At 68.7% G+C, this 22,824-nt stretch carries 23 protein-coding genes; 5 read left to right on the top strand and 18 right to left on the bottom strand.

What is annotated here, in order from left to right; genetic code table 11:
* Positions 1-37: 37 nt before the first annotated feature.
* From EZ216_RS07065 to EZ216_RS07050, 4 genes are all read right to left on the bottom strand, one after another.
* Entirely contained in the window at positions 38-679 is a 642-nt protein-coding gene (locus tag EZ216_RS07065; protein WP_135248981.1) for an OmpA family protein, read from the bottom strand.
* Complete coding sequence (locus EZ216_RS07060) at positions 679-2,421, bottom strand: hypothetical protein (RefSeq protein WP_135248980.1); 1,743 nt, start codon at positions 2,419-2,421, stop codon at positions 679-681. Before EZ216_RS07060 ends, EZ216_RS07065 begins: the two co-directional genes overlap by 1 nt.
* Complete coding sequence (locus tag EZ216_RS07055) at positions 2,418-3,131, bottom strand: DUF3348 family protein (protein WP_167772841.1); 714 nt, start codon at positions 3,129-3,131, stop codon at positions 2,418-2,420. Before EZ216_RS07055 ends, EZ216_RS07060 begins: the two co-directional genes overlap by 4 nt.
* Positions 3,132-3,413: 282 nt before the next feature.
* The gene (locus EZ216_RS07050; RefSeq protein ID WP_135248978.1) at positions 3,414-3,722 is read right to left on the bottom strand and encodes an MTH1187 family thiamine-binding protein; all 309 of its coding nucleotides are present in this window, start codon (positions 3,720-3,722) and stop codon (positions 3,414-3,416) included.
* Between the two features lie 91 nt (positions 3,723-3,813).
* On the opposite strand from EZ216_RS07050, the gene EZ216_RS07045 reads away from it, so the two are divergent.
* Positions 3,814-5,622 carry a glycoside hydrolase family 15 protein gene (locus EZ216_RS07045; RefSeq protein WP_135248977.1) on the top strand — a complete coding sequence of 603 codons (1,809 nt, stop codon included), beginning with the start codon at positions 3,814-3,816 and terminating at the stop codon, positions 5,620-5,622.
* A 7-nt stretch (positions 5,623-5,629) separates the two neighbouring features.
* On the opposite strand, the gene dbpA is transcribed toward EZ216_RS07045, so the two are convergent.
* From dbpA to EZ216_RS07030, 4 genes are all read right to left on the bottom strand, one after another.
* On the bottom strand, positions 5,630-7,033 hold the full coding sequence (dbpA, locus tag EZ216_RS07040; RefSeq protein WP_135248976.1) for an ATP-dependent RNA helicase DbpA: 1,404 nt from the start codon (positions 7,031-7,033) through the stop codon (positions 5,630-5,632).
* Positions 7,034-7,148: 115 nt separating this feature from the next.
* A complete protein-coding gene (locus EZ216_RS21285; RefSeq protein WP_167772840.1) occupies positions 7,149-7,295 on the bottom strand; it encodes a hypothetical protein in 147 nt (48 codons plus the stop codon).
* Between the two features lie 200 nt (positions 7,296-7,495).
* The gene (locus EZ216_RS07035) at positions 7,496-8,902 is read right to left on the bottom strand and encodes a coiled-coil domain-containing protein (protein ID WP_135248975.1); all 1,407 of its coding nucleotides are present in this window, start codon (positions 8,900-8,902) and stop codon (positions 7,496-7,498) included.
* Between the two features lie 46 nt (positions 8,903-8,948).
* Entirely contained in the window at positions 8,949-10,736 is a 1,788-nt protein-coding gene (locus EZ216_RS07030; protein ID WP_135248974.1) for a glutamine--tRNA ligase/YqeY domain fusion protein, read from the bottom strand.
* A gap of 166 nt (positions 10,737-10,902) precedes the next feature.
* Here EZ216_RS07030 and EZ216_RS07025 point away from each other — a divergent pair, with 166 nt between their 5' ends.
* Positions 10,903-11,271 (top strand): hypothetical protein, encoded by a 369-nt coding sequence (locus EZ216_RS07025; protein WP_135248973.1) that lies wholly within the window; start codon positions 10,903-10,905, stop codon positions 11,269-11,271.
* 73 nt (positions 11,272-11,344) lie between these two features.
* On the opposite strand, the gene EZ216_RS07020 is transcribed toward EZ216_RS07025, so the two are convergent.
* The 8 genes from EZ216_RS07020 to EZ216_RS06985 all read right to left on the bottom strand — a co-directional run bounded on the left by EZ216_RS07020 (position 11,345) and on the right by EZ216_RS06985 (position 16,584).
* Positions 11,345-11,587, bottom strand: a complete 243-nt coding sequence (locus EZ216_RS07020) for a hypothetical protein (protein ID WP_135248972.1) — start codon at positions 11,585-11,587, stop codon at positions 11,345-11,347.
* A 506-nt stretch (positions 11,588-12,093) separates the two neighbouring features.
* A complete protein-coding gene (locus EZ216_RS07015; RefSeq protein WP_135248971.1) occupies positions 12,094-12,879 on the bottom strand; it encodes a LytR/AlgR family response regulator transcription factor in 786 nt (261 codons plus the stop codon).
* Positions 12,876-13,922 carry a sensor histidine kinase gene (locus EZ216_RS07010; protein WP_135248970.1) on the bottom strand — a complete coding sequence of 349 codons (1,047 nt, stop codon included), beginning with the start codon at positions 13,920-13,922 and terminating at the stop codon, positions 12,876-12,878. Before EZ216_RS07010 ends, EZ216_RS07015 begins: the two co-directional genes overlap by 4 nt.
* Entirely contained in the window at positions 13,919-14,215 is a 297-nt protein-coding gene (locus tag EZ216_RS07005) for a 2TM domain-containing protein (RefSeq protein WP_135248969.1), read from the bottom strand. Before EZ216_RS07005 ends, EZ216_RS07010 begins: the two co-directional genes overlap by 4 nt.
* 9 nt (positions 14,216-14,224) lie before the next feature.
* A complete protein-coding gene (locus tag EZ216_RS07000; protein WP_135248968.1) occupies positions 14,225-15,262 on the bottom strand; it encodes an alpha/beta hydrolase family protein in 1,038 nt (345 codons plus the stop codon).
* A 5-nt stretch (positions 15,263-15,267) separates the two neighbouring features.
* The gene (locus tag EZ216_RS06995; protein ID WP_135248967.1) at positions 15,268-15,549 is read right to left on the bottom strand and encodes a 2TM domain-containing protein; all 282 of its coding nucleotides are present in this window, start codon (positions 15,547-15,549) and stop codon (positions 15,268-15,270) included.
* A gap of 37 nt (positions 15,550-15,586) precedes the next feature.
* Positions 15,587-16,138, bottom strand: a complete 552-nt coding sequence (locus EZ216_RS06990; RefSeq protein WP_135248966.1) for a DUF6622 family protein — start codon at positions 16,136-16,138, stop codon at positions 15,587-15,589.
* 35 nt (positions 16,139-16,173) lie between these two features.
* Positions 16,174-16,584: a DUF2306 domain-containing protein gene (locus EZ216_RS06985; protein WP_135248965.1), complete on the bottom strand. Its 411-nt coding sequence runs from the start codon at positions 16,582-16,584 to the stop codon at positions 16,174-16,176.
* A 201-nt stretch (positions 16,585-16,785) separates the two neighbouring features.
* Between EZ216_RS06985 and lipP1 the strand changes: the two genes are divergently transcribed.
* The 3 genes from lipP1 to EZ216_RS06970 all read left to right on the top strand — a co-directional run bounded on the left by lipP1 (position 16,786) and on the right by EZ216_RS06970 (position 18,938).
* On the top strand, positions 16,786-17,709 hold the full coding sequence (lipP1, locus tag EZ216_RS06980; RefSeq protein WP_135248964.1) for a LipP1 family hormone-sensitive lipase: 924 nt from the start codon (positions 16,786-16,788) through the stop codon (positions 17,707-17,709).
* 84 nt (positions 17,710-17,793) lie between these two features.
* Positions 17,794-18,618 carry an undecaprenyl-diphosphate phosphatase gene (locus tag EZ216_RS06975; RefSeq protein WP_135248963.1) on the top strand — a complete coding sequence of 275 codons (825 nt, stop codon included), beginning with the start codon at positions 17,794-17,796 and terminating at the stop codon, positions 18,616-18,618.
* A gap of 122 nt (positions 18,619-18,740) precedes the next feature.
* Positions 18,741-18,938 (top strand): hypothetical protein, encoded by a 198-nt coding sequence (locus tag EZ216_RS06970; protein ID WP_135248962.1) that lies wholly within the window; start codon positions 18,741-18,743, stop codon positions 18,936-18,938.
* A 3-nt stretch (positions 18,939-18,941) separates the two neighbouring features.
* Here EZ216_RS06970 and EZ216_RS06965 read toward each other — a convergent pair whose 3' ends face one another.
* Entirely contained in the window at positions 18,942-19,694 is a 753-nt protein-coding gene (locus EZ216_RS06965) for a lipase family alpha/beta hydrolase (protein ID WP_135248961.1), read from the bottom strand.
* A 101-nt stretch (positions 19,695-19,795) separates the two neighbouring features.
* A complete protein-coding gene (locus EZ216_RS06960) occupies positions 19,796-22,816 on the bottom strand; it encodes an acetoacetate--CoA ligase (RefSeq protein ID WP_239024285.1) in 3,021 nt (1,006 codons plus the stop codon).
* Positions 22,817-22,824: the final 8 nt, after the last annotated feature.

Below are 22,824 nucleotides of genomic sequence, written 5' to 3'. Positions count from 1 at the left end.
CCGAACGGGAGGGGGGCGGGCCCGGATGGATGGGGGCTCACTTCTTCGCCGCCGTCAGCCGCGGCACCGGCGCCATTTCCACGCGGCGGTTCTGCGCGCGGCCTTCCTCGCTGGCGTTCGAGGCCACCGGCTGTTCCGGCCCGAAAGCCGCGGAGAACACCTGCGACGAGGGCATGCCTTCTTCCACCAGCGCGCGCGTCACGGTCAGCGCGCGCTGCGCCGACAGCTCCAGGTTGTCGGTGAACTGGCGGTTGTTCTCGCGCATGGGCCGGTCGTCGGTGAAGCCGCTGACCATCAGCAGTTCGTTGCGCTCGCCCAGGTACACGCGCAGCGGGTGCACCAGGCTCTTGAGCAACTGCCGGCCTTCGGGCCGCAGCTGGTCGCTGTTGACCGCGAACAGCACCTGCCCGCTGATGCCGATGCGCCCGTTGGCCACGGTGATGCGGCCCGAAGCCAGCGGCACGGCCAGCGCCTTCTCCAGCGCCATGCGGCGCTGCTCTTCCAGCCGGCGCTTCTCGATCTCGGACTGCAGGGTGGCCACCAGGTCCATCTGGCCGAGCAGCAGGCCCACCAGCACGAGCACGAAGGCGCCCACCAGTCCGGCCATCAGGTCCGCGAAGACCGTCCAGACCGGCGCCGTTTCCTGCGCGCCGGTGTCCAGCTCTTCCAGTTCCGTCATCACGCCACGCTCTCGGGCATCGGCGCGGGCTTGCCCTTGCCCTGCTGCAGCTGGCGCAGGCTGTCCATCAGCCCCTGCTGCGAAGCGATGGACAGGTCGATGACCTCGCGCGCCTGCGCCACGTAGTAGGCCAGCTGCTCGTCGCTGCGCGCGGTGCTCTTCTGCATCGTGGCTTCCACGCGCTGCAGCGTGTCGGTGAGCTTCTCGTGGCTGACCTGGAACAGGCGCACGCTTTCGCCGAACGAATCGGCCACGGCCGCCAGTTCGACGGCCGACGCGGTCGCTTGCGTGGACGCCTCGGCGGCCTGGGCTGCCTGCGCATCCAGCGCCTGCGTGAAGCGCTGCTGCGATTGCTCCAGCACCGACGTGGCCGACGCCACCATCGCCTCGATGGCCGTGCGCTGCTCGCCCGCGGCCTGCTCCAGCGAGCCGACCAGCGCGCCCAGCCGCTCCAGCAGCAGCGTGCGTTCCTGCAGCGCGAGGTTGTCGCGCTCGGTGACGCTGCTCATTTCTTCGCGCAACTGCGCGATGACGCCGGCCGCGGCCTGCGGCACTTCGCTGGCGGTGTGCAGCAGGCGCGTGATGGGCGCTTCCAGCGCGGCGCCCAGCGTGGCCAGGTGCTGCGCGACGGCGCCCTGCAGTTCCGAAAGACGCTGCACGGCCGCATCGCCGCGCTGGCTTTCTTCCTGGCGCAGCGAGCCCAGTTCCGAATGCCACAGCGCGGACAGTTCGCCCATGCGCTTGCGCTGCTCTTCCAGCCAGCGCGACTCGTTCTCGGCGCGCTCCCTGGCCTGCGTTTGCGCGATGTCGCCGATGCGCTGCTGCAAACGCTGCGATTCGCCCACCAGCTGCGCCATCGCCTGCTCGACGATGGGCTTCACGGTGTCGCCCGTGGCGCGCGCACTGGCGGCCAGGCTGTCGTTCAGGTGCGTGCCCACCTGGCGCGCCAGCTCGGTGTACGCGCCGGTCACTTCGCGCTGCAGTTGGGTGTGGCGTTCCAGCAGTTGCGCGTCCAGCTGCTCGCTGCGGCGCTCGATGCGGTCCATCACGCCCTGCAGCGCCAGCGCCACTTCGGGCAGCGTGCGGATCTGCGCCTGCATGGCGCGCAGCGTTTCCTGGCGGTGGTGCGCGAGGGAAAACGGCAGCAGCGCACCGGCGATGCGGCTGTCCAGCAGGCGCGCCGCGTCCACGCGTTCGCGCCGCGCGATGGTGGACATCAGCCCCAGCATCGCGGAAGCGGCCACGCCGGCGACCGAAGTGCCGAACGACAGGCCCAGGCCGCGGATCGGCTCGGCCAGCGCGGCGCGAATCGCCTGCAGGTCGGTGGAACCTTCCAGCGCGAACACCGCGCCCTTGAACGTCACCACCATGCCGAGGAAGGTGCCCAGCATGCCCAGCATCACCAGCAGGCCCACCAGGTAGGGCGTGAGCGAAGGGCCGGGCAGGGCGGCGCGCTCGCCTTCGATGCGCGCGCGCACAGTGGCGTGCAGCGGCGCGGGCACCTGCTCCAGCCATTCGGGCAGCGAAGCGGGCGTGGCGTTGACGTTGTCCAGCGCGGTGCGCAGCGTGCCGGTCGCCGCACGGAACTGGCGCAGCTCGTGCGCGCCGGCCAGGTACACGACCGCGATGACCACGGTCATCGCGAAAGCCAGCCAGCTGGTGCCGACGAAGCTGTAGCCCACCCACGCCAGCGCGAGCAGGCCGATGCAGAAGGCCAGGAAGAAAAAGCGTTTGGGATTCATGTCTCGAAGAGGGACGGCTGGCGCAGCGCTTCGGCCAGGCCTGTGACGGCTTCCAGCCGCAGGTCCAGTTCCGCCAGCAGCACCTGGCGCCAGTCGTCGGAGAAGGTGCGCAGCCAGCCGCCCGGCGCGCGCCAGCGCGCGGGGTCGTCGGGCTGGCCGGTGGCTTCGCAGGTGGCCCGGTGCGCGGCGCGCAGCGCCTTGTAGCGGCGTTCCAGGTGCGAAAGGGTCTGCGGCAGCAGCGCGGCTTCGCGGTCGGCCAGCAGCTGCTCGAAGGCGGCGTCCAGTGTGGCCAGCTGCCGCAGGCGCGGCGAAGCGCGCGAGACGGTTTGCCGCGCGTGGTCGCGCAGCGCGCCGCACATCTGGCCCATCTGCCGCTGCAGTTCGATGTGACGTTGCTGCCAGGGGCCGTAACCGTGGTCTTCGGTGTCACCCGGCTTGATGCCGGCCAGCGCGAGCGGATCCTTGGCGATGGCGCTGGCCAGCACGCCGCGCACGCGCTGCACGTCCCCGGTGAGGTCCGCCTTCGCGCCCGGCTTGCTACCGGCGGCCGGCGTGCCGACCGCCTGGTTCACCGCCTGCAGCTGGATGGCCTGCAGCGGCCCGACCCATGCGGCCAGGCGTTCGGCTACGCCAAGGCCGGGCTCCGCCTCGGTCGGTCCCCAGGGGGCCAGCCGGCGAACCAGGTTCGAAGAGCCGAAAGTGCTTTGCAAGGGAATGGATTCCAGTGGGCCGCCGCCGGGGGCGTACCTCAGGCGGGGGCCGTATTAGAAGCCATCCGGAGGGCTTGACGCCGGGCTGAAATCGGTGGTTGCACAACCGTGGCGCGGGCGTGCCCGGGATGTGCGGTTTTTCGCGGACGAGGCGGGAATGCGGGGTCCGCAACGCAGAGAACGCAGAGCGAGCGCAGAGGACGCAGAGAAGACCTTTTTTGATTTTTCCTCTGCGTTCTCTGCGCTCGCTCTGCGTTCTCTGCGCTGCGGACCCCGTATTCCTCAGGTCTTCAGCTTCCGCCCCAGCTGCTGCTCAACCGCTTCCACCTTGCTCTTCAGCCGCGATTCCGTCCCCGCGCGGTAGTCCATCTTCAGGTTCATGCCGATGCGCGGGCAGTCCTTCTCCAGCACCCGGAAGCAGTCGCCCACCACCTTCATCACCTCGTCGTAGCCGCCTTCCAGGATGGTGCCCATGGGCGTGAGCTGGTAATTCAGGCCGCTGCGGTCGATGACGTCCAGGATGCGGGCAACGTAAGGGGCGAGGCCCTGCCCACGGTCGGGCGGGTTCATGGCGAATTCGATCAGGACCATGATGGGAAGCATACGCGCTGACCTTGTCCGACAAGCGCAACCTTGCCGCGCTGACAGCGCGGGGCCGGGCCACCGCTCAGTATCGGCGGCTATGCCCACGCGCCCCATCGAAGATCACGCACTGCTGGGCGACGGCCGCACCGTGGCGCTGGTGGACCGCACCGGCGCCGTGGACTGGCTTTGCTGGCCGCGCGTGGACAGCGAAGCGGTGTTCTGCTCGCTGCTGGGCACCGAAGACCACGGCTTCTGGCGCCTGTCGCCGCTGGGCGATGGCGTGAGCATCTCGCGGCAGTACCGCGAAGGCACGCTGGTGCTGGAGACGCGCTTCGACACGCCCGAAGGCAGCATCGAGATCGTCGACGCGCTGCCCGTGGGCACCGACCGGCCGCACCTGGTGCGCCTGGTGCGCGGACTGGGCGGACGCGTCATGGTTCGCAGCGAATTCGTCGTGCGCCTGGCTTACGGCCTGACCGTGCCCTGGGTCACGCACCAGCAGAACCAGCTGTGCGCCACCGGCGGCGAGAACCGGCTGGTGCTGCGCACGCCCGTCACGCACGCGGGCCGCGATTTCCGCAGCTACGCCGACTTTGAAGTGGGCGAAGGCGACGAGGTGACGTTCGACCTGTGCCACGGCCTGTCGTACGAGGCCATGCCGGAAGCGCTGGACGTGCACCTTGCGCTGCAAACCACCACGGACTACTGGCGCGAGTGGATCGCCAAGGCGCAGGTGCAAGGCCCTTACGCGGCGATCGTGAAGCGCTCGCTGCTCACGCTGAAGGCGCTGACCAATTCGCAGACCGGCGGCATGGTGGCCGCGGCGACCACCTCGCTGCCCGAGCAGCCGGGCGGCACGCGCAACTGGGATTACCGCTACTGCTGGGTGCGCGACAGCACGCTGACGCTGCTGGCGCTGCTGCAGACCGGCTACGTGGACGAAGCGCGCGCGTGGCGCGACTGGCTGCTGCGCGCGTGCGCGGGCAGCCCGGCCGACATGCAGATCATGTACGGCGTGGGCGGCGAGCGGCTGCTGCCCGAGTGGGAAGCCGATTGGCTGCCCGGCCACGGCGGCGCGCGGCCGGTGCGTATCGGCAACCTGGCTTCGCGCCAGCGGCAGCTGGACATCTTCGGCGAGGTGGCCGACGTGATGTTCCAGAGCGTGGTGTACGGCCAGGTGCCCGACGCCGACGGCCTGCAGCGCGGCCTGTCGCTGATGAAGCACATCGCCCGCATCTGGCGCGAGCCCGACTACGGCATGTGGGAAGTGCGCGGCGAACCGCGCCACTTCACGCACAGCAAGGTGATGGCCTGGGTGGCCGTGGACCGCTTCGTGCGGCTGGTGGAGCAGCTGCGCGCCGACCGCGTTCAGCTCGACCCCTGGCGCGCGCTGCGGGCCGAGATGCACGACTGGATCTGCCGCGAGTGCCTGGACCCGCAAGGCGTGTACTTCGTGCAGCACCAGGGCGGCCGCGGCCTGGACGCCGCGCTGCTGATGCTGCCGCTGGTGGGTTTCCTGCCCGCGAGAGACCCGCGCATGGTGGCCACCGTGGCCGCGATCGAGAAGCACCTGCGGCAGGACGGCATGGTGTGCCGTTACGTCACCGATCCTTCATTGGACGGCCTGCCGCGCGGCGAGGGCGCTTTCGTCGCGTGCAGCTTCTGGCTGGTGGACAACATGGTGCTGCAGGGGCGCGTGGACGAAGCGCGTGCGCTGTACGAGCACCTGATCACGATGCGCAACGACGTGGGGCTGATGGCGGAGGAGTACGACCCGATGGCGCGCGTGATGCTGGGGAACTTCCCGCAGGCATTCAGCCACGTGGGGATCGTGAATTCGGCGTTGAACCTGCAGCGCGTGCAGGGGCCCGCCCGGGACCGGGCCGAGGGCAAGCCGGGCGGGTAGCGGCGGATCAGTCCGCGTCCTGTTCGTCCCCCAGCACCCGCACCTTCACGCTGCGCCCCTTCACCTTGCCCGCATTCAGCTTGAAAGCCACCTGTTTGGCGATGCCGCGCTCCACCGCGACGTAGGTGGAGAACTCGTTGACATCGATCTTGCCGACCTGCTCGCGCGTGTAGCCCAGGTCCTTGGTCAGCGCGCCCAGCACGTCGCCGGCGCGGATCTTTTCCTTGCGGCCGCCCTGCAGGTGCAGCGTGGCCATGGGCGGCACCAGCGGGCCGCCGCCGGCGTCCTTCAGTTCGGCCAGCGGGTGCCACACGCTTTCCTGCTTCTGCAGCAGTTCGATGCGGCCCACGGCGCCCATCTCGTCCAGGCTGGCCAGGTTGAGCGCCAGGCCGGCTTCGCCCGCGCGGCCGGTGCGGCCGATGCGGTGCACGTGCACTTCGGGGTCGGGCGTGACGTCGACGTTCAGCACGCAGGCCAGGCTGGCGATGTCCAGCCCGCGCGCGGCCACGTCGGTGGCCACCAGCACCGAGCAGCTGCGGTTGGCAAAGCGCACCAGCACCTGGTCGCGCTCGCGCTGTTCCAGCTCGCCGTACAGCGCCAGCGCCGAAATGCCCTGCGCCCGCAGCGCCGCGGCCACGTCGCGGCAGCGCGCCTTGGTGTTGCAGAACGCCAGCGTGCTGGCGGGGCGGAAGTGCGCCAGCAGGCGGCTGACGGCGGGCACGCGCTCCTTCTCGGTCACCTCGTACCAGCGCTGCTCGATGGCGGCGGCGTCGTGCTGCGCTTCCACCTTCACCGTGACCGGCTCGCGCAGGAAGCGCGCCGCCAGCTGCGCGATGCCTTCGGGGTACGTGGCCGAGAACAGCAGCGTCTGGCGCTGCGGCGGACAGCGGCCGGCGACCTTGGCGATGTCGTCGTGGAAGCCCATGTCCAGCATGCGGTCGGCTTCGTCCAGCACCAGCGTGTTGAGCGCGTCCAGCGGCAGGCTGCCGCGGTCCAGGTGGTCCAGCACGCGCCCCGGCGTGCCCACCACGATGTGCGCGCCGTGCTCCAGCGAAGCCAGCTGCCCGCGCAGCGGCACACCGCCGCACAGCGTGACCACCTTGATGTTGTCCTCGGCCCGCGCCAGCCGCCGCACCTCGGCCGTCACCTGGTCCGCCAGTTCACGCGTGGGGCACAGCACCAGCGACTGCACCGCGAAGCGGCGCGGGTTGAGGTTGGCCAGCAGCGTGAGCGCGAAGGCGGCCGTCTTGCCGCTGCCCGTCTTGGCCTGCGCGATGAGGTCCTTGCCCAGCAGCGCGGGCGGCAGCGCGGCCGCTTGGATGGCGGTCATCTCGGCATAGCCGAGACGGGTGAGGTTGGCGAGGGTTTGGGGGGAGAGGGGGAGGGTGGAGAAGGTGGTGGAGGCGGACATCGCACGGATTGTCCTCTGCGCCTCGCCCCGCGCATCCGCTTCGGTTGTCATCCCGGCGAACGCCGGGATCCACCCCCTGCACATGCCGCCAGCGCGCTGCCACGGGCGCGCCACCTCACTGCTTGTTCTTCAACTTCCCCTTCGGCATCACCGTCGTCACCGGCGGCATCGGCCGATCCGACCCGGTCGATTCCTTGGGCGGCGAAGTGTCCTTTTTGGGCTTCTTCGTCATCTTGTTGCTGCGTTGGTCGCGGTTGGCCATGGGGAGCTCCTCTGAAAGTATGGGTTTGGACTGTAGCGACGATTGAGCTATGAAGACCGGCTTCGTCCAGCCCAACCGGTCGCAGGACCCCTTTAGAGAAGCGTTCACGGCCAAAGCGTCAGTCGACAGCGTCATTGTTATTCGGTCGCTGCATCAGCCACGATTCTGCTCTAGTGCTGCATACCTTCAAACGCGAATCGCTATTTTGGCGCCGGCAAGGCTGGGCTTTGCGCCTTCAATCCGAGCTTCTGAAGCAGGCTTTCTGCTGGCATGACAGGCTCATCTTTGGCGCTGTCGTAGTAGCGAGTGGGATTTTCACCGAACGTCGTGATGGCATTATCAAGAAGCTTGTCCATCAGTGTCTTGCTCCCGCTCGACTCGATTTCCTGGCGGTAACTCTCGAAAGCGAGCGCGGTTGCCGACTTGTATTCGTAGTCGCTCACCATTCGGTTGAGCGCACTTAAACGTCTAGCAGACATCCAAGCGATCCATACGCCCGGAGCAGCTAGCACAAGTGTTCTGGCGCTTCTCAGCGCCCACTCGCTCAAATCCTTCGGCAAGCCGTGATAGACCTCTAGAAAGAGTCCGAGTAGTCCAATAAGTGCCAAATACAACAAGGCAGAATGGAACACCTTTTGTTCCGCGGCCCGTTGTGCAGCCGTTTCTTCGGCTTTCTCGAAGAATGCTCCCGATAGCCCCTGCCGACGCACATTCTTCAAAGCATCGCCTAAGGCTTGTTTGGCTTGATCGAGTTTAAGTAGCGACTCTCCGAGTTCGAGTTGAGTCTGAGCATGTTCTTTGACCGCCGCTTCTCTTGCGGCGATGGCGTCGGCAAGATGCTTCTGAATCTTAGCGAGAACTGTCGATGCGTCCTCCGCGCTTTTCTTGGAATTCTCTGCGGAAGTTCGGGACTCACTTACGAGTTCCTCAACTTCCTCTTTCTGAGCTTCTACTAATTCTTCAAGTTCGGTCTTGCGCGAAGCAAGCGCCTGCTCGAAGGCTTCTAAGTCATTCTCGGTCTTGGTAGTCGCGGCTTCGATCTGCTCACTAAGCTCCGCAGTCTGCTTCTCTACTGAGACCTTTTTCTTCTCGATCTCTTCCGCCTTCGCAGTAGCGTCGGCCGTGAGCCCTTTCAATGCTGCTGCTTGATCTCGAAGTTCGCGCGCATGCTCAGCTGCCGTCTGAATGACGGTCACGTCTTCAGCAAACTGCTCCTTCGCCGCCGCCGAAACAGCAACGGCTTCCTTCTCCGAGAATCGGCGAAGCTCATTCAGGCTGATGTCGATTTCATTGAGAAGCGAGAGAAATGACGTGTTCGCACAGATCCAAGCCAGACCGTTTCCATGAGAGTCCAAGCACCTTTTGAGCTGCGAGATTTGACCTCTGCAAATGGCAACCTCTGGCGCTAGGCTCTCACGTCGCCTTTTGCCCATGGAGCTCAGTCCATCCAGTGTTTTGCCCCAACGGTCGAATCTGCCAGTTATGTCAGCAAAAGATGCTGCCAGTCCGGAATATTGATTCAGGGCAGCTTCTTCTGGTGCCCTTGATTGCTTAACCGTATTCCAAGTTTGGCGCGCCGCGATGAGCGCCGTCTTCAAATCCTCCATTGCGCTGTCTCCTCCTCAAAGATTGTCTACATAGCGATTTCTCTGACTATTTTGCCCAACCGTCTTTAAGTCCGGCCACGCGATTGAAGATCCGGGAGGCACTTGGCAAATGCTCCTTCCGATCCGCCACAAAGTACCCATGCCGCTCAAACTGAAACTTCTCATCCGGCTTTGAGCTCGCCAGCGACGGCTCCAGATACGCCGTCACCACCTTCAGCGACTCCGGATTCAGTTCCTCCAGGAAGTCTTTCTCCCCCGTATCCGGCTGCGCCACCGAGAACAGCCGGTCATACAGCCGTACTTCCGCCTTCAATCCGTCGGCCACGCCCACCCAGGTGATGTTCCCCTTCACCTTGATCGCATCCGCGCCTGGCGTGCCACTCTTCGTGTCCGGCACCAGCTTCGCGCGCACCTGCGTGATCGCGCCGGAAGCATCGCGGTCGGCGCCGACGCACTCGATCACATGCCCGTACTTCAGGCGAACCTTGTTCCCGGGGAACAGGCGGAAGAAGCCCTTGGGCGGCGTCTCTTCGTAATCTGAACGCTCGATCCAGATCTCGCGCCCGAACTTGAACGACCGCCGGCCGCGCGACTCGTCGTGCGGGTGCACGGGCGCCGAGCACTCATCGAGCACGTCGTCGCCCCCCATCACCTCGCCCCAGTTCTCGATCACCAGCTTCACCGGGTCCAGCACCGCCATCGCGCGGGCGGCTTTGCCGTCCAGGTCGTCGCGCAGCGCGCCTTCCAGGATGCTGAAGTCGATCCACCCGTTGGCCTTGCTCACGCCGATGCGCTCGCTGAATAGCTGGATGCTTTCGGGCGTGTAGCCGCGCCGGCGCAGGCCCACGATGGTGGGCATGCGCGGGTCGTCCCAGCCGCTGACGTGGCCTTCGTCCACCAGCTGCTTCAGCTTGCGCTTGCTGGTGACCACGTAGGTGAGGTTCAGGCGCGCGAACTCGTACTGGCGCGGGTGCGGCGTGTTGATCAGGCCGCCTTCGCTCAATTTGTCCAGCAGCCAGTCGTAGAACGGCCGCTGGTCCTCGAATTCCAGCGTGCAGATGCTGTGGGTGATGTTCTCCAGCGCGTCCTCGATGGGATGCGCGTAGGTGTACATCGGGTAGATGCACCACTTGTTGCCGGTGTGGTGGTGCTCCGCGTGCTTGATGCGGTACAGGGCCGGGTCGCGCAGGTTGATGTTCGGGCTGGCCATGTCGATCTTGGCGCGCAGCACGGCGGCGCCGTCGGGCAGCTTGCCTTCCTTCATTTCGCGGAAGCGCCGCAGGTTCTCCTCGATGCTGCGGCTGCGGAAGGGGCTGTCCACGCCCGGGCGGCTGAAGTCGCCGCGGTTGGCGCGCATCTGCTCGGGCGACTGTTCGTCCACGTAGGCCAGGCCGGCTTCGATCAGGTATTCCGCCGCGCGGTACATGAAGTCGAAGTAGTCGCTGGCCTGGTACAGGTGGCGGGTGCCGTTGGCGTCCCAGCTGAACCCCAGCCACTGCACGGTGTCCTTGATGCCGTCGACGTACTCGGTCTCTTCCTTCTCGGGGTTGGTGTCGTCGAAGCGCAGGTGGCACACGCCGCCGTAGTCGCGCGCCAGGCCGAAGTTCAGGCAGATGCTCTTGGCGTGGCCCACGTGCAGGTAGCCGTTGGGCTCGGGCGGGAAACGGGTGCGGATGCGGGCAGGGTCCAGTGCCGCGGATTGGTGCGCCTTGGCGTCGGCGGGGTGGCCGGCCCAGTGCCGCTGCGCGTAAGTGCCCTGGTCCAGGTCGCGCTCGATGATCTGGCGCAGGAAATTGCTGGGCTTGACGCTGTCTTTCTCGGCGGGGGAGGTCATATTGAAAGGGATTCTAGGTGGCCCTCCGGGTTACCCCTGAGCCCCCCGGTTTACGTTCAGCAACGTTCTTGACCGTAGCGTCGTCGTCCGGAGCGGTCCGGCAGCGTTAAATACGCACGAGGACGGCCGTTCCCGCCGCCCCGCCCAACGAATCAGGAGATTTCAGATGCAGTTCAACCGTTCCCTGTTCGGCAAACTGGCCGCCGTCGCCGCGCTGGCGCTGGCCGCCGCCGGTTCCGCCCACGCGGGCGGTCATGTGTCGGTGGGCATCAACCTGGGCGGTCCCGGTTATGTTTCGGCGCCGCCGGTGGTGGTGGCCCAGCCGCAGCCGGTGTACGTGCAGCCGGCGCCTGTTTACTCGCAGCCGGTTTACGCGCAGCCCCAGGTGGTCTACACCCAGCCGCAAGTCGTCTACACGCAGCCGGTGTACCCGGCCGGCTACTACTACGCCCGTCCCGCCCCGGTGGTGGTGTTCGGCGCCAACTACGGTTATGGCTGGGGCCATGGCCACGGCCATCGCGGCCACTGGCGCTAAGCGCCTGACGGCGTAGCCCGGCGAGAGAGTTTCTCCAGGCTGCCCCCGGTGCCGAAAGGCCCGGGGGCTTTTTTCATTCGCCGCCGCCCTTGGTGCCGTCGTCGGGCGCTTCCGGCGGAAACGTCGGGTTCCACAGCTTCTGCATCTCGATCTGCGCCAGCAGGTGCGGGCGGATGCTTTCCAGGCCGTAGCCGCTGCGGCCGCGCCGCCCGGCCCAGGCGGCTGCCCGGCCGCCGGTGCGCTGCGCCTTGCGGCGCTCGCGGCCGTCCCAGCTGGGGCCGGTCTCTCGGTTGTGGTCGGAATCGTCGCGGGCCATCTCTTCTTGGGTTCCTCAAGTTCCCAAGTTAGTCGGTGCTGCGCATCCGGAATGCCCGAACGCTTCAAGAGCGCCGGTAGGAGGGAGATGACCCATGGCCGGGCTCCTACACCGCGCTGCCCGCGAGGAGGACAAACGGGTGAAAAGCGGCGGCACAAAAAAGAGCCCCCAAGCCTGGGGCTTGGGGGCAACATGCCAGTCGCGGGACGGAGGGCCGGACCAGCTCACCCCGGAGGAGGAGGGGACTCAGAGGAGTCGGGGTGATTGGCTGCTAGTAAACCGCACCCCCTCCTGCGAGCCTGTAGGACAGCGCCTCTTTTCCTGTCGGAGCGAGCCTCGACAGCACTGTGAAGGTGCATCGTTTCTGCAAACGAAAGCAGTGCACCGCCCGTGCGCGGATGGGCTCGGATGCCGCATGAAATCTCGACATCACGAAACGCGCCGCCGCGCTGCGCGAGGTGGGAGGTTTTCCTCCCTCGCCCTCCGGGGGGAGGGGGCAAGGCACGTCACATCGCCCTGAACAAATGCGCATACAGCCGGCTCACCGGCAGCTTCTCTTTCCGCCCGCGCACCTGCAGGTGCAGCTTCCCCGCCTCATCCCGCGTCACCGCCTCGATCGCCTCGGCGCGTACCACCGTGCCGCGGTGCACCTGCCAGAACTCGTCGGCATCCAGCTGCGGCAGCAGATCCTTCAGCGGCGTGCGGATCAGGTACTCGTGCCCGGTGGTCAGCACGCGCACGTACTTGTCCGCGGCTTCGAACACCAGCACCTCGGCGATGGGCACCATCTTCAGCGTGTTGCCCACGCCGGCCTGGATGACCTTCAGCGGCGCCGCGCTGCCACGCTGGCCGGCCAGCAGATGGCGCAGCTGTTCGACCGCGGTGTCGAGACCACCGCCCCCATTGCGCTGCGCCAGCGCCTCCTTCAGCTTCGCCACCGTCTTGGTCAGCCGCGCCGGCTGCACGGGCTTGAGCACGTAGTCCATCGCCTGCGCTTCGAAAGCCTCCACCGCGTACTGGTCGTACGCGGTGACGAACACCAGCGCGGGAAAGGGCTGGTCATCAGGCCACTCGTCGGCCAGTTGCGCGGCGGCTTCCAGCCCGCTGAGCCCCGGCATGCGGATGTCGAAGAACAGCACGGCGGGCCGGTGCTCCAGCGCTTCGCGGATGGCGGACTCGCCGTCGCCCGCGATGCCCACCACCTGCAGCTCGGGCCAGGCCTTGCGCAGCTCGGCCTGCAGCGCCTGCGCCAGCAGGTGCTCGTCCTCGGCGATCAGCGCGGTGGGGTTCAAGCGGTCCTCGCGGGGATGTGGATGGTGGCGCGCGTGCCCTTGGGCTGCGCGGCCGCCAGCTGCAGGCGAGCGGCGGCCCCATGCAGCGTGGCCAGGCGCTCGCGCACTTGCGTGAGCCCGAAGCCCGAACCCGGGGTCGTGCCGCCCGGCCCCACGCCCGTGTCGTCGACCGACAGCACCAGCTCGCCGTCTTCGCGTTTCGCGCAGATCGTCAGCCGCCCGCCGCCCACCTGCGGTTCCAGCCCGTGCTGGATGGCGTTCTCCACCAGCGGCTGCAGCAGCAGCGTGGGCACGGGGACCTGCGCGAGTTCCGGCGGCAATTGCAGCTCGTACGACAGCCGCGGCCCCATGCGGATGGCCATCAGTTCCAGGTAGTCGCGCAGGCGGTCGAATTCCGCCTGCAGCGGGTGCGTGGTGGCGCGCGAAGCGGACAGCGTGGCGCGCAGGTACGCGATCATGTGATCGAGCATCAGCTGCGCGCGCGAAGGGTCCACGCCGATCAGCGCGCGAAGGTTGGCCAGCGTGTTGAACAGCATGTGCGGTTCCAGCTGCGTTTCCAGCAGCTTGAGGCGCGCTTCGTCGGCGTGCCGCTGCGCCTCGGCCGCGCGGCGCTCGAAGTACTCGTTGCGGAAGCGGCTGTAGAACCAGTAGCTGCCCGCGATGCCCGCCATCAGCGTGATGAGCACCGAGTTGCGCAGGTCCTTCACGGGATCGCGCGGCAGCGTGCCCGGCGGGAACAGGCCCAGCGTGCGGCACGCGAAGTCGCCGATGGCGTTGCCCGCGAACCAGCCGGCCACGATGCCCACGGCCACCAGCAGGATGCCCTGGAAGCCCCGCGGCCAGCCCGTTTCGCGCGCGGAAGGGACGAGGTGCCGCCCGAAGTCGATGACGGCCCAGGTGGTCATGCCGATGGCCACCGAGTACGCGACCGGCGGCCCGTAAGGGCGCTCGGGTTCGAAGGCGTACTGGATGGTGGCGATGGCCAGCGTGAAGGCCGCCACCTGCAGGGCGTGCTGCAGCTTGGACAGGCCGTCGATCTTCATCGCGGGCCGCCGTGTTCGCGCTGGAGCCGCTCGCGCTCCTTGCGCACCAGGTGTTCGCGCAGCGCGCTGCCCTGGCCGATGACGAACACCGACAGGCCGTGCAGCGCGAGGCCCAGCCCCCAACCGAGCACCGGAAAGATGGACCACGGGCGGTTGCCCCAGCCGTAGCGCGACATCGCCAGCAGCGTGAGGTTCACCACCACGTACACGGCCGCGTGCAGGAACCAGCCCAGCTTGGCGCCGGCGCGCTTGCGGGCCAGGCGGTCGATTTCGTCGGGAGAGAGTGCGGGCATCGCGAAATTCTAGGGGGCCAGGCGGCGCTGGAAGAACGAAACGATGGCGCGGTCCACGGCGGGAACCGTGGCGCCGCGGTCGAAGCCGGGCGGGTCGCCCAGCAGCGCGAGCTCCTTCTCCGACAGCACGCGAGCGGGCGGCGGGGGCGACAGCAGGGCGCCATGGCCGCCATCGGGCAACGCGGCCACCAGCTCGCAGCGCGGTTGGCAGGCGGCGAGGATGCGGTCGCTGTGGAAACGCGGCGGCAGCCACGCGTCTTTCGCGGCGGTGACCAGGCCCAGCGGCACTGGCGGGTTGGCCAGCGATGGCGGATCGAAGTCCGCCGCGAAGGGCACGCCCGCCACGATGGCGGCGATGCGCGGGTCGGTGTGCGTGGCGCCCTCGGTGTCGCCGGCGAAGCGCGAGTGGATGACCGCCTTGGCGAAGAAGATCTTCACGTTGTCGAACCAGCTGCCGGTGCGGCGGGTGAGCAAGCCGACGCAGGCCGGGAAGTCGTCGGCGATGTCCTGCTCGCAGTGCGCGGCGAACGCCGCCGGCGAGGAGCGGCCGCCGGCGAGCGACAGCGCGGTGTGGCCGCCCGCCGACATGCCGTACATGCCCACCTTGTCCAGCGAGAGCAGGGGCGCCAGGCGCGCGTCGGCGGCGACGGCGTCGATGGCGCGCGAGACTTCCAGCGGACGGATCTTCCAGCTTTGCGGTCCGGGGTGGGACGGGTCGCTGGCGTTGTCGCCGCGGTGCTGCGGCATCGCGACGACGTAGCCCGCGTCCACCAGCGCATGCGCCAGGTCGGAGTGCACCCACGCATTGCCGCCGGAGCCGTGCGAGATGACCACCAGGCGGCCGTTGCCCTTCTGCAGCGGCGATTGCGGCGGCGCCAGCTTCAGCGTGAAGGGGCCGCGCTGCGTCTCCTCGTCCGGTGCGGCGGTGGGATAGAAGACCGTCACCGGTCCGTCGCCCGCCTGCCCCGGGAGCTGCATGACGCCCATGCCGGCCTGCGCGAAGGCCGCCGCGGCGGCCAGGATGGTGGCGATGAAGTAGCGCTTCATGGGGCTCACCACGGGTCGCGCTGCAGTTGCAGGCGGCTGCGTTCATGGTCCACCAGCTGGGCGTACACGCCGCCGCCGCCGGTGACGATGAACACCACGAAGCCGTGCACCAGCAGGCCCAGGCCCCAGCCCAGTGCCGGGTAGATGGCCCAGCCGCGGCCGGCGGCGAAAGCGATGCCGGCCAGCAGCAGGTTGACGCAGACGTACACCATCGCGTGCACGAGCCAGCCCAGCTTGGCGCCGGCGCGGCGGCGGGCAGTGCGTTCGAGGTCTTGCGAATCGTTCATGACGAGCTCCCAGGTTTTCAGTGCGGGTGGAAGGGGATCAGGCGGCGGCGCGGGCCGGCACCGGGGCGTTGAAAGCCAGGCGCCACAGGCGCGCGGCGCGGCCGGCGAACAGGCCGTTGAACACGCCGTAGACCAGCGCGATGGCGAGGCCGAAGCTGGTGTCCTGCGCAATCGGCGGCTGCAGCGCGAGTTCCACGCCGACCGACCACTTCACCAGGAAGATGCCGGCGATCATCAGCAAGGGCATGAAGCTGCCGGGCACGGCGTAGCTGCGGGTGGCGGCGTCGTAGGTGGCGTGGGAGCGGCCCATGCCGACCACGGCGGCGACGATCGCGGCCGTGGCGATCCACAGCCCGACGACCATCGCGCCGTGGGGCGCGTTGCCGAACGCGCTGAACATGCCCCAGGCGCCGAAGCCTGCCATCACGAAAGGCACGAGCGAGACGCGCAGCAGCGACATGGTGCGGCCGCGGACCTGGCTGAAGCCGAGCGCGAGCAGGCCGGCGAACAGGCCCCACACCCACGTCGGGGTGCTTTGCAGGATCCGGGGAAGGGCTTCGGGATGCTGGGTGACGAGCTGGATGAGCATGGCGATCTCCTTGGGTGAACGGTGGGGGACGGGATTCAGATCAGGCCGGCGCTGCTCCACAGCAGATGGCCGAGGTAGCGGCCGGGCAGCAGCGTGAAAACGCCGGCGACCAGGCACGCGCCGATGTAGAGCTTCTGCATCACGCTGCGGTGGACGGCGATGTTTCCGCGGGCCAGCGCGTAGAACGCGCCGAACAGGCCGATGAGCGTGACCGGCACCAGCAGGTGGATGGGCGTGTAGCCGGCCAGGTTGGGCATGTGGAAGTCGCGGATGAACAGGGCCGAGACGGCCGTGATGAGCATCAGCGTGACCCAGGCGTAGCCGAAGGCGCGGTGCAGCTTCGGGTGCTGCTGGCGGCCGCGGCGCGCCCACAGGGCGACGGGACCGGTGACGATGGCCGCGATGGCGGCGGTCATGTGGACGGCGATGACGGGTGTGAGCTGCATGGCGTACCTCGTTCTGCTTTCGATGGGGCGGACTTTGCCGCCGGCCCCCGCGCGGGGCGAGCGGCATGGGACGAAACGCGGGAAACGGGGAGCGAAATGCGGGCGGGCGGGGTGAAATGCGCGCCGCTGAAGCCGTCAGGGATAGCCCGCTCGGCCCGGTCTTGGTGCGTGCGGCACCATGGCGGCCGCAAAGGAGTCCCCATGCTGCACCCCCAGGCCCAGGCGCTGCTGCGCCTGATCGAGGAGAAGGGCATCCCGCCCACGCACACGCTGTCGCCCAGGGAAGCGCGCGAGTTCTACCGGGTGCGCCGCGCCGTCACGCAGCCCGAGCCGCCCGAAGTGACGCAGGTGAGCGAGCTGAAGGCTGGCGACATCCCGCTGCGCTACTACCGGCCGGCCGGCAGCGCGGCTGCGGATGTGTTGCCGGTGCTGGTGTATTACCACGGCGGCGGCTGGGTGATCGGCGACCTGGACACGCACGACACGCTGTGCCGCCAGCTGGCCAACGGCTCGGGATGCGCGGTGGTGGCCGTGGACTACCGGATGGGTCCGGAGCACCGCTACCCCGCGGCAGTGGACGATGCACTCGCCGCCGCGCGCTGGGTGCATGACAACGCGGCCGGACTCAAGCTGGATGCGAAGCGCATGGCCGTGGGCGGCGACAGCGCGGGCGGCAACCTGGCCGCGGTGACCGCGCTGGCTTTCCGCGAAGGCGGGCCCAAACTGGCGTTCCAGCTGCTCATCTACCCGGCCACCGACCAGCGCCGCGGCTGGCCTTCGCACCAGGCCAACGGCCAGGGCTACCTGCTGGAGAAGGCCACCATGGATTACTTCATCAGCCACTACATCGACGACCGGAAGCACTACCTGGACTGGCGCGCCTCACCGCTGCTGCACACGGACCACCGCAACCTGCCGCCCGCCTTCGTGCTGGTGGCCGGCTACGACCCGCTGCACGACGAGGGCGTGGCGTATGCGCAGAAGCTCAGCGAAGCCGGCAGCCGAGCCTCGCTGGTGAACTTCGACCGCCAGATCCACGGCTTCATCACCATGGGCAAGGTGATCGACGAGGCGAACACGGCCGTGCAGCTGTGCGCTTCGCAGCTGCGGCTGGCGCTGGCCTGACATCTGCAGGCCCGACCGGGCCATGTCAGGTTCCGTGCGGCTGGGCCAGCCGATAATCCGGCGTCTTTCTACTGAGGAGCGCGCGTGGATATCGTCCTGCTGGCCAAGGCCGCGGTCATGGGGGTGGTGGAGGGGCTCACCGAGTTCCTGCCGATCTCCAGCACCGGCCACCTGATCCTGGCGGGCGCGCTGCTCGGCTTCGACGACGAGAAGGCCAAGGTCTTCGACATCGCCATCCAGACCGGCGCCATCCTCGCGGTCATCATCGTCTACTGGCAGAAGATCCGCGCCACGCTGGTGCAGCTGCCGTCGCAGCGCCAGGCGCAGCGCTTCGCCACCAACGTCCTCGTCGCCTTCCTGCCCGCGGTGGTGCTGGGCCTGCTCTTCGGCAAGTACATCAAGGCGCACCTGTTCACGCCGTGGGTGGTGGCCACCACGTTCATCCTGGGCGGCTTCGTCATCCTCTGGGCCGAGCGCCGCCAGCACGCGGCGGTGCGCATCCACGACGTGGACCAGATGTCGCCGATGGACGCGCTGAAAGTCGGCCTGGTGCAGTGCCTGGCGATGATCCCCGGCACCAGCCGCAGCGGCGCCACCATCATCGGCGGCATGCTGCTCGGCCTGTCGCGCAAGGCGGCGACCGACTTCTCGTTCTACCTGGCCATCCCCACGCTCATCGGTGCGGGCGTGTACAGCCTCTACAAGGAGCGGGCGCTGCTGTCGATGCAGGACCTGCCTCTCTTCATGGTCGGGCTGGTGTTCTCGTTCCTGAGCGCCTGGGCCTGCGTGCGGTGGCTTCTGCGCTACATCTCCTCGCACAGCTTCACGCCTTTCGCCTGGTACCGCATCGCCTTCGGCATCGTCGTGCTCGTCACCGCCTCGATGGGCTGGGTGGACTGGCGCGACTGACCGCGCGCTGACGTACGGCAAGTCCTACTTGGTGCATCCGGCGCGCCCGACAGCCGAGTCGGCGCGCTTCGCCGAAGATGGAGTCCAGCGCGGCATCTCGCGCGGACGGCGGACAAAAGAAGATGGAACAGCAGGACAGCGGCAATCCGGAAACGCCGGTGGCGAACGAAGCCCCGGCCGACGCCGGCCACGCCGTGCCGGCAACACCGATGGAAGACAGCACCTGGGGCGTGGGCGCCGCCGCCGCGATGGACAACCTTCGCCGCCACCATTTCGGCGCGCGGCACCAGCCGCAGGACGAGCGGCCCGCTTCCGAATAGCCCTCAGTGCGGCAGCCGGCGGCGCCGGTACCGCTTCCACGTTCCCTCCGGCTGCGCCAGCCGGTTCACGATCACCCGCATCACTTCCGGATGGGTGACCATGCCCAGGTGGCTGGCCGCGACTTCCACGCTTTCGGAAGTGGCGCTTCGCTTTTCCAGGCAACCGCGCCAGCACACCACGCCGTCGGTGCGGCTGTAGACGGAAGTGGTGGGCACCGGCGGGCACTCGCGCAGGCGCGCCTCCAGCGCGGGCGTCAGCTGCGAGGTGTCGCCGTTCAGCAAGCGGTACACCGTCTCCGCATGCGTGGCGCCGCGCATCGATGCGAACGGCGTGCCCAGCGTGATCACCTGGCGCACGCACCCGGGGCAGCGCTTGGCCAGCTCGCGCGCGTAGATGCCGCCCAGGCTCCAGCCGAGGAGGCTGACCTTGCGGCCGCTGCGTTCGTGGTGCGCGCGCACGTCGGCTTCCAGGCCGGCCAGCCAGGCGTCGAAGTCGCCGTCCGGCCCGGTGTTGATGCCGCGCCCCCAGCAATGCGCGTCGAAGCCGCAATCCTTCAGGAAGCCGCGCAGGTGCGAGGTGGTGAAAGGGGCCCCGCCGAGGCCGGGGAACACGATGACCGCGTGGCCGTCACCCACCGGTTCGGCGCGGGAGCCCAGTTTGGCCGCGGCGAAGTCGAAGACCGCGCGCAGGGGTTCCATGGCCAGCAAGGACATGGGCGGCGCCTTGTACGGGCCCGCGAAGGATGCAGTACGCATGCCACCATGCTCCGCCCGCCACTGATCGGGGCTCGTCCGCCGTCACGGCGCCTGGCTGTAGGACGCGGGACGCTGCCGCTGGCGGCCGGCGTCCTGCGTGCTCACACGGATTGCAGCACCCGGTCCAGGATGCGGGCCACGGCCATCGCGTGGCTGCCCACCAGGTCCAGGTGGCCGGTCTCCAGCTCGAAGACCTGCAGCTCCTTCACCGCGGCCCGCCAGCCGGGCATCGGGTCCACGTAGCCCGGCAGCAGCTGCGTCGCGTGCACGAACGCCACCGTGCCGGGATAGTGCGGGGCGCGGTATTCGCTGAGGGCCTGCGTCAGTCCATCGCGCACGTCCGGCGCGGGCTCGTCCACGACGATGGGCAGCGGCGCGGGCTGGCGGTGCCGCCAGCGGCTCCACAAGGCCAGCAGGTAGTCGCGCCGCGCCGGCGGGGACATGCGAGCCAGGCGGTTCAGCGCCAGCCAGGCGCGTTCGCCGTGCTCGCGCCACCAGGGCAGATCGCGCTGCAGGTAAGGATCGAGCAGCACGACGGCGTCCACGCGTTCCTGCATCTGTTCCAGCTGCCGCGCGATCTCGAATGCGACCAGGCCGCCGAACGAGAAGCCGGACAGCGCATACGGCCCGCTGGGTTGCACGCGGCGGATCTCGGCCAGGTAGGTGGTGGCCATCTCGGTCACGGAACGCAGCGGCGCGTGGCGCCCGTCGAGCCCGACGGCCTGCACGCCCCACACCGGGCGCTCGGTGCGCAGGCCCTGCACCAGCGGCCAGCACTCCATCACCGTGCCGCTGAGGCCGTGCACCAGGAACAGCGGCCGGCCGATGCCCGCGCGCATCGGCGCCACGAGGGGCGAAGGCGGCGGCGAGCGCGATTCGGCCAGCGCGGCCAGCTCGCGCACGGTGGGCGCCTGCAGCAGCGCGGTCAGCGGCAGTTCGACGCCGGTGATGGCCTGCACGCCGCGCAGCACGCGCGCGGCCGCCAGCGAGTTGCCACCCAGCGCGAAGAAGTTGTCGTCGGGCCCGACGGAGGGCAGGCCCAGGCTGGTGGCCCAGCTGGCGCACAGCTTGTCGATCAGCGAGCTGTCTTCACCGGCTGCCGCGGCCTCGCCCGTGCGCAGCAGCGGATGCTTCGCGATGACGTCCAGGCACTGCGGGTTGCGCAGCGCCGCCAGGTTGGCGGCCTCGCGTCCATCCACGGCTGCGCGCGCGGCGGATTCCGAAGGCTTGCCGTTGTGCGTGACCGGCAGCGCGGGCACGTCCAGCAAGAGGTCGGGCACGTGCGCGGACGACAATGCGTCGCGGATGCCGGTGCGCACGCGCGCGGCCAGTTCGGTGTCGAGCTCGCGGCCCGGCGCCAGCACGAGCAGCGCCACCACCTGCTGCAGCCCGGCGGCCTGCCGCTGCACCAGCATCGCGTCGACGATGCCGGGGATGCCGGCCAGCACGCGGTACACCTCGCCGGGATGGAACTTGGTGCCGCGCACGTTGAGCACGCCGTCGCAGCGGCCGTGCATGCGCGCGCCGCCTTCGGGCGTGAGCTCGATCAGGTCGCCGTGCGTCCACACGCCCGGGTTCTGCGAGAAGTACGCGGCGTGGAAGCGCGATCCGTCGGCGTCGTCGTGGAAGCCGATCGGCCGCGAAGGGAAGGGCGTGGCGCACACGAGCTGGCCCATGCCGGTTTTCTCGGGGGCGGATGCCCCGTCGTGCCACGCCTGCACGTCCAGTCCCAGGCTGCGACATTGCGACTCGCCGGCGCGTACGGCGCGGTCGGGGTGGCCGAGCACGAAGCAGCCGATGATGTCGGTGCCGCCGGAGATGGACTGCACCGGCACTTCCTTGGCGTTCTGCGTCACCCAGTGGAACTGGCGGTCGTGCAGCACGGCGCCGGTGGACATCACGGCGTGCAGCGCGGACAGGTCCAGCGTGTGCGGCTCGAAGCCGGCTTCCTCGCACATCTTCAAATACCCGGGACTGGTGCCGAACGCGTTGACGTGCTCGCGCGCGACCAGCTGCCAAAGGCGGTCCACCGAATCGATGGGGCCGTCGTACGTGACAACCTCCACGCCGGAAGCCAGCGCCGACAGCTGCCAGTTCCACATCATCCAGCCGCAGCTGGTGTGGAAGTACAGGCGTTGCCCCGGGCGCAGGTCGCAATGCAGCCGGTGTTCCTTCACGTGCTCCAGCAGCGTGCCGCCCGCGCCATGCACGATGCATTTGGGCTTGCCGGTGGTGCCCGACGAGAACATCGCGAACAGCGGGTGGTTGAAGTGGAAGCGCGGCCAGGCGAATTCGATTTCCGGCTCGCGCGACAGCCATTCAGGTGCATTGAACAGCGGCAAGCCGGCGGGCAATGGCGGCGCGCCCGCGCCGTCCACCGAGAGCACGCCGACCAGGCCGGGCAGGTGAGGCAGCAGCTGCGCGACGCGCTCGGCCGGCGGCAGGTCGTCGAACGGCTGGGGTGCGAAGTGCGCGATCAGCAGCTTGGGCTTCAGCGGCGCGAAGCGGTCCTTCAGCGCCTGCACGCCCATGTCCGGCGCCGCGGTGGACAGCGTCGCGCCCATCGCGGTGACCGCCAGCGCGACGGCGATGGCCGACGCATCGTTGCGCAGCACCGCCACGACGCGGTCGCCTTCGACGATGCCCGCCGCGGCCAGGTGCGCGGCCAGGCGCGCGACGCGGTCGCGCAGCTCGCCGCGTGTGAGGCGGCTCACCGTGCCGTCGCCGTGGCATTCGGTGACCGCGGGCGCTTCCGCCGGCGCGATCGACAGATTGAGCAGGCTGTCCGCGTAGCTCACTTGCAGCAGCGGGAAGAAGCGGGCTTGCTCCACCTCGTCGCCGACGCACACCGGTTCCGCGTCGCCGGCCACGGCCAGCGGCGCGCGGCACCACTGGAGGAACAGCGACCAGAACTGGCGGAACTCGCGCACCGAGAACGCGTGCAGCGCCTCGTAGTCGTCGAAGCGAAGGCCGGTGGCCTTCTCCACGAAGCCGGTGAAAGCGGCCAGTTGCGAGCCGCCGGAAGGCAGTGTGTCCGCCGGCGCGGCAGGCGGATGCGGGCGATCCAGTGAAAGCCCGCTGTCCGTGACCGCGGTGGATAACGGAGGTGCGAGCGTTCCCATGGGCGAAG

The sequence above is a fragment of the Ramlibacter humi genome (genome assembly GCF_004681975.1).
Classification (GTDB): Bacteria; Pseudomonadota; Gammaproteobacteria; order Burkholderiales; family Burkholderiaceae_C; genus Ramlibacter; species Ramlibacter humi.
Note: the sequence above shows the minus strand (reverse complement) of the source record. Positions and strands in the feature narration are given on the sequence as shown.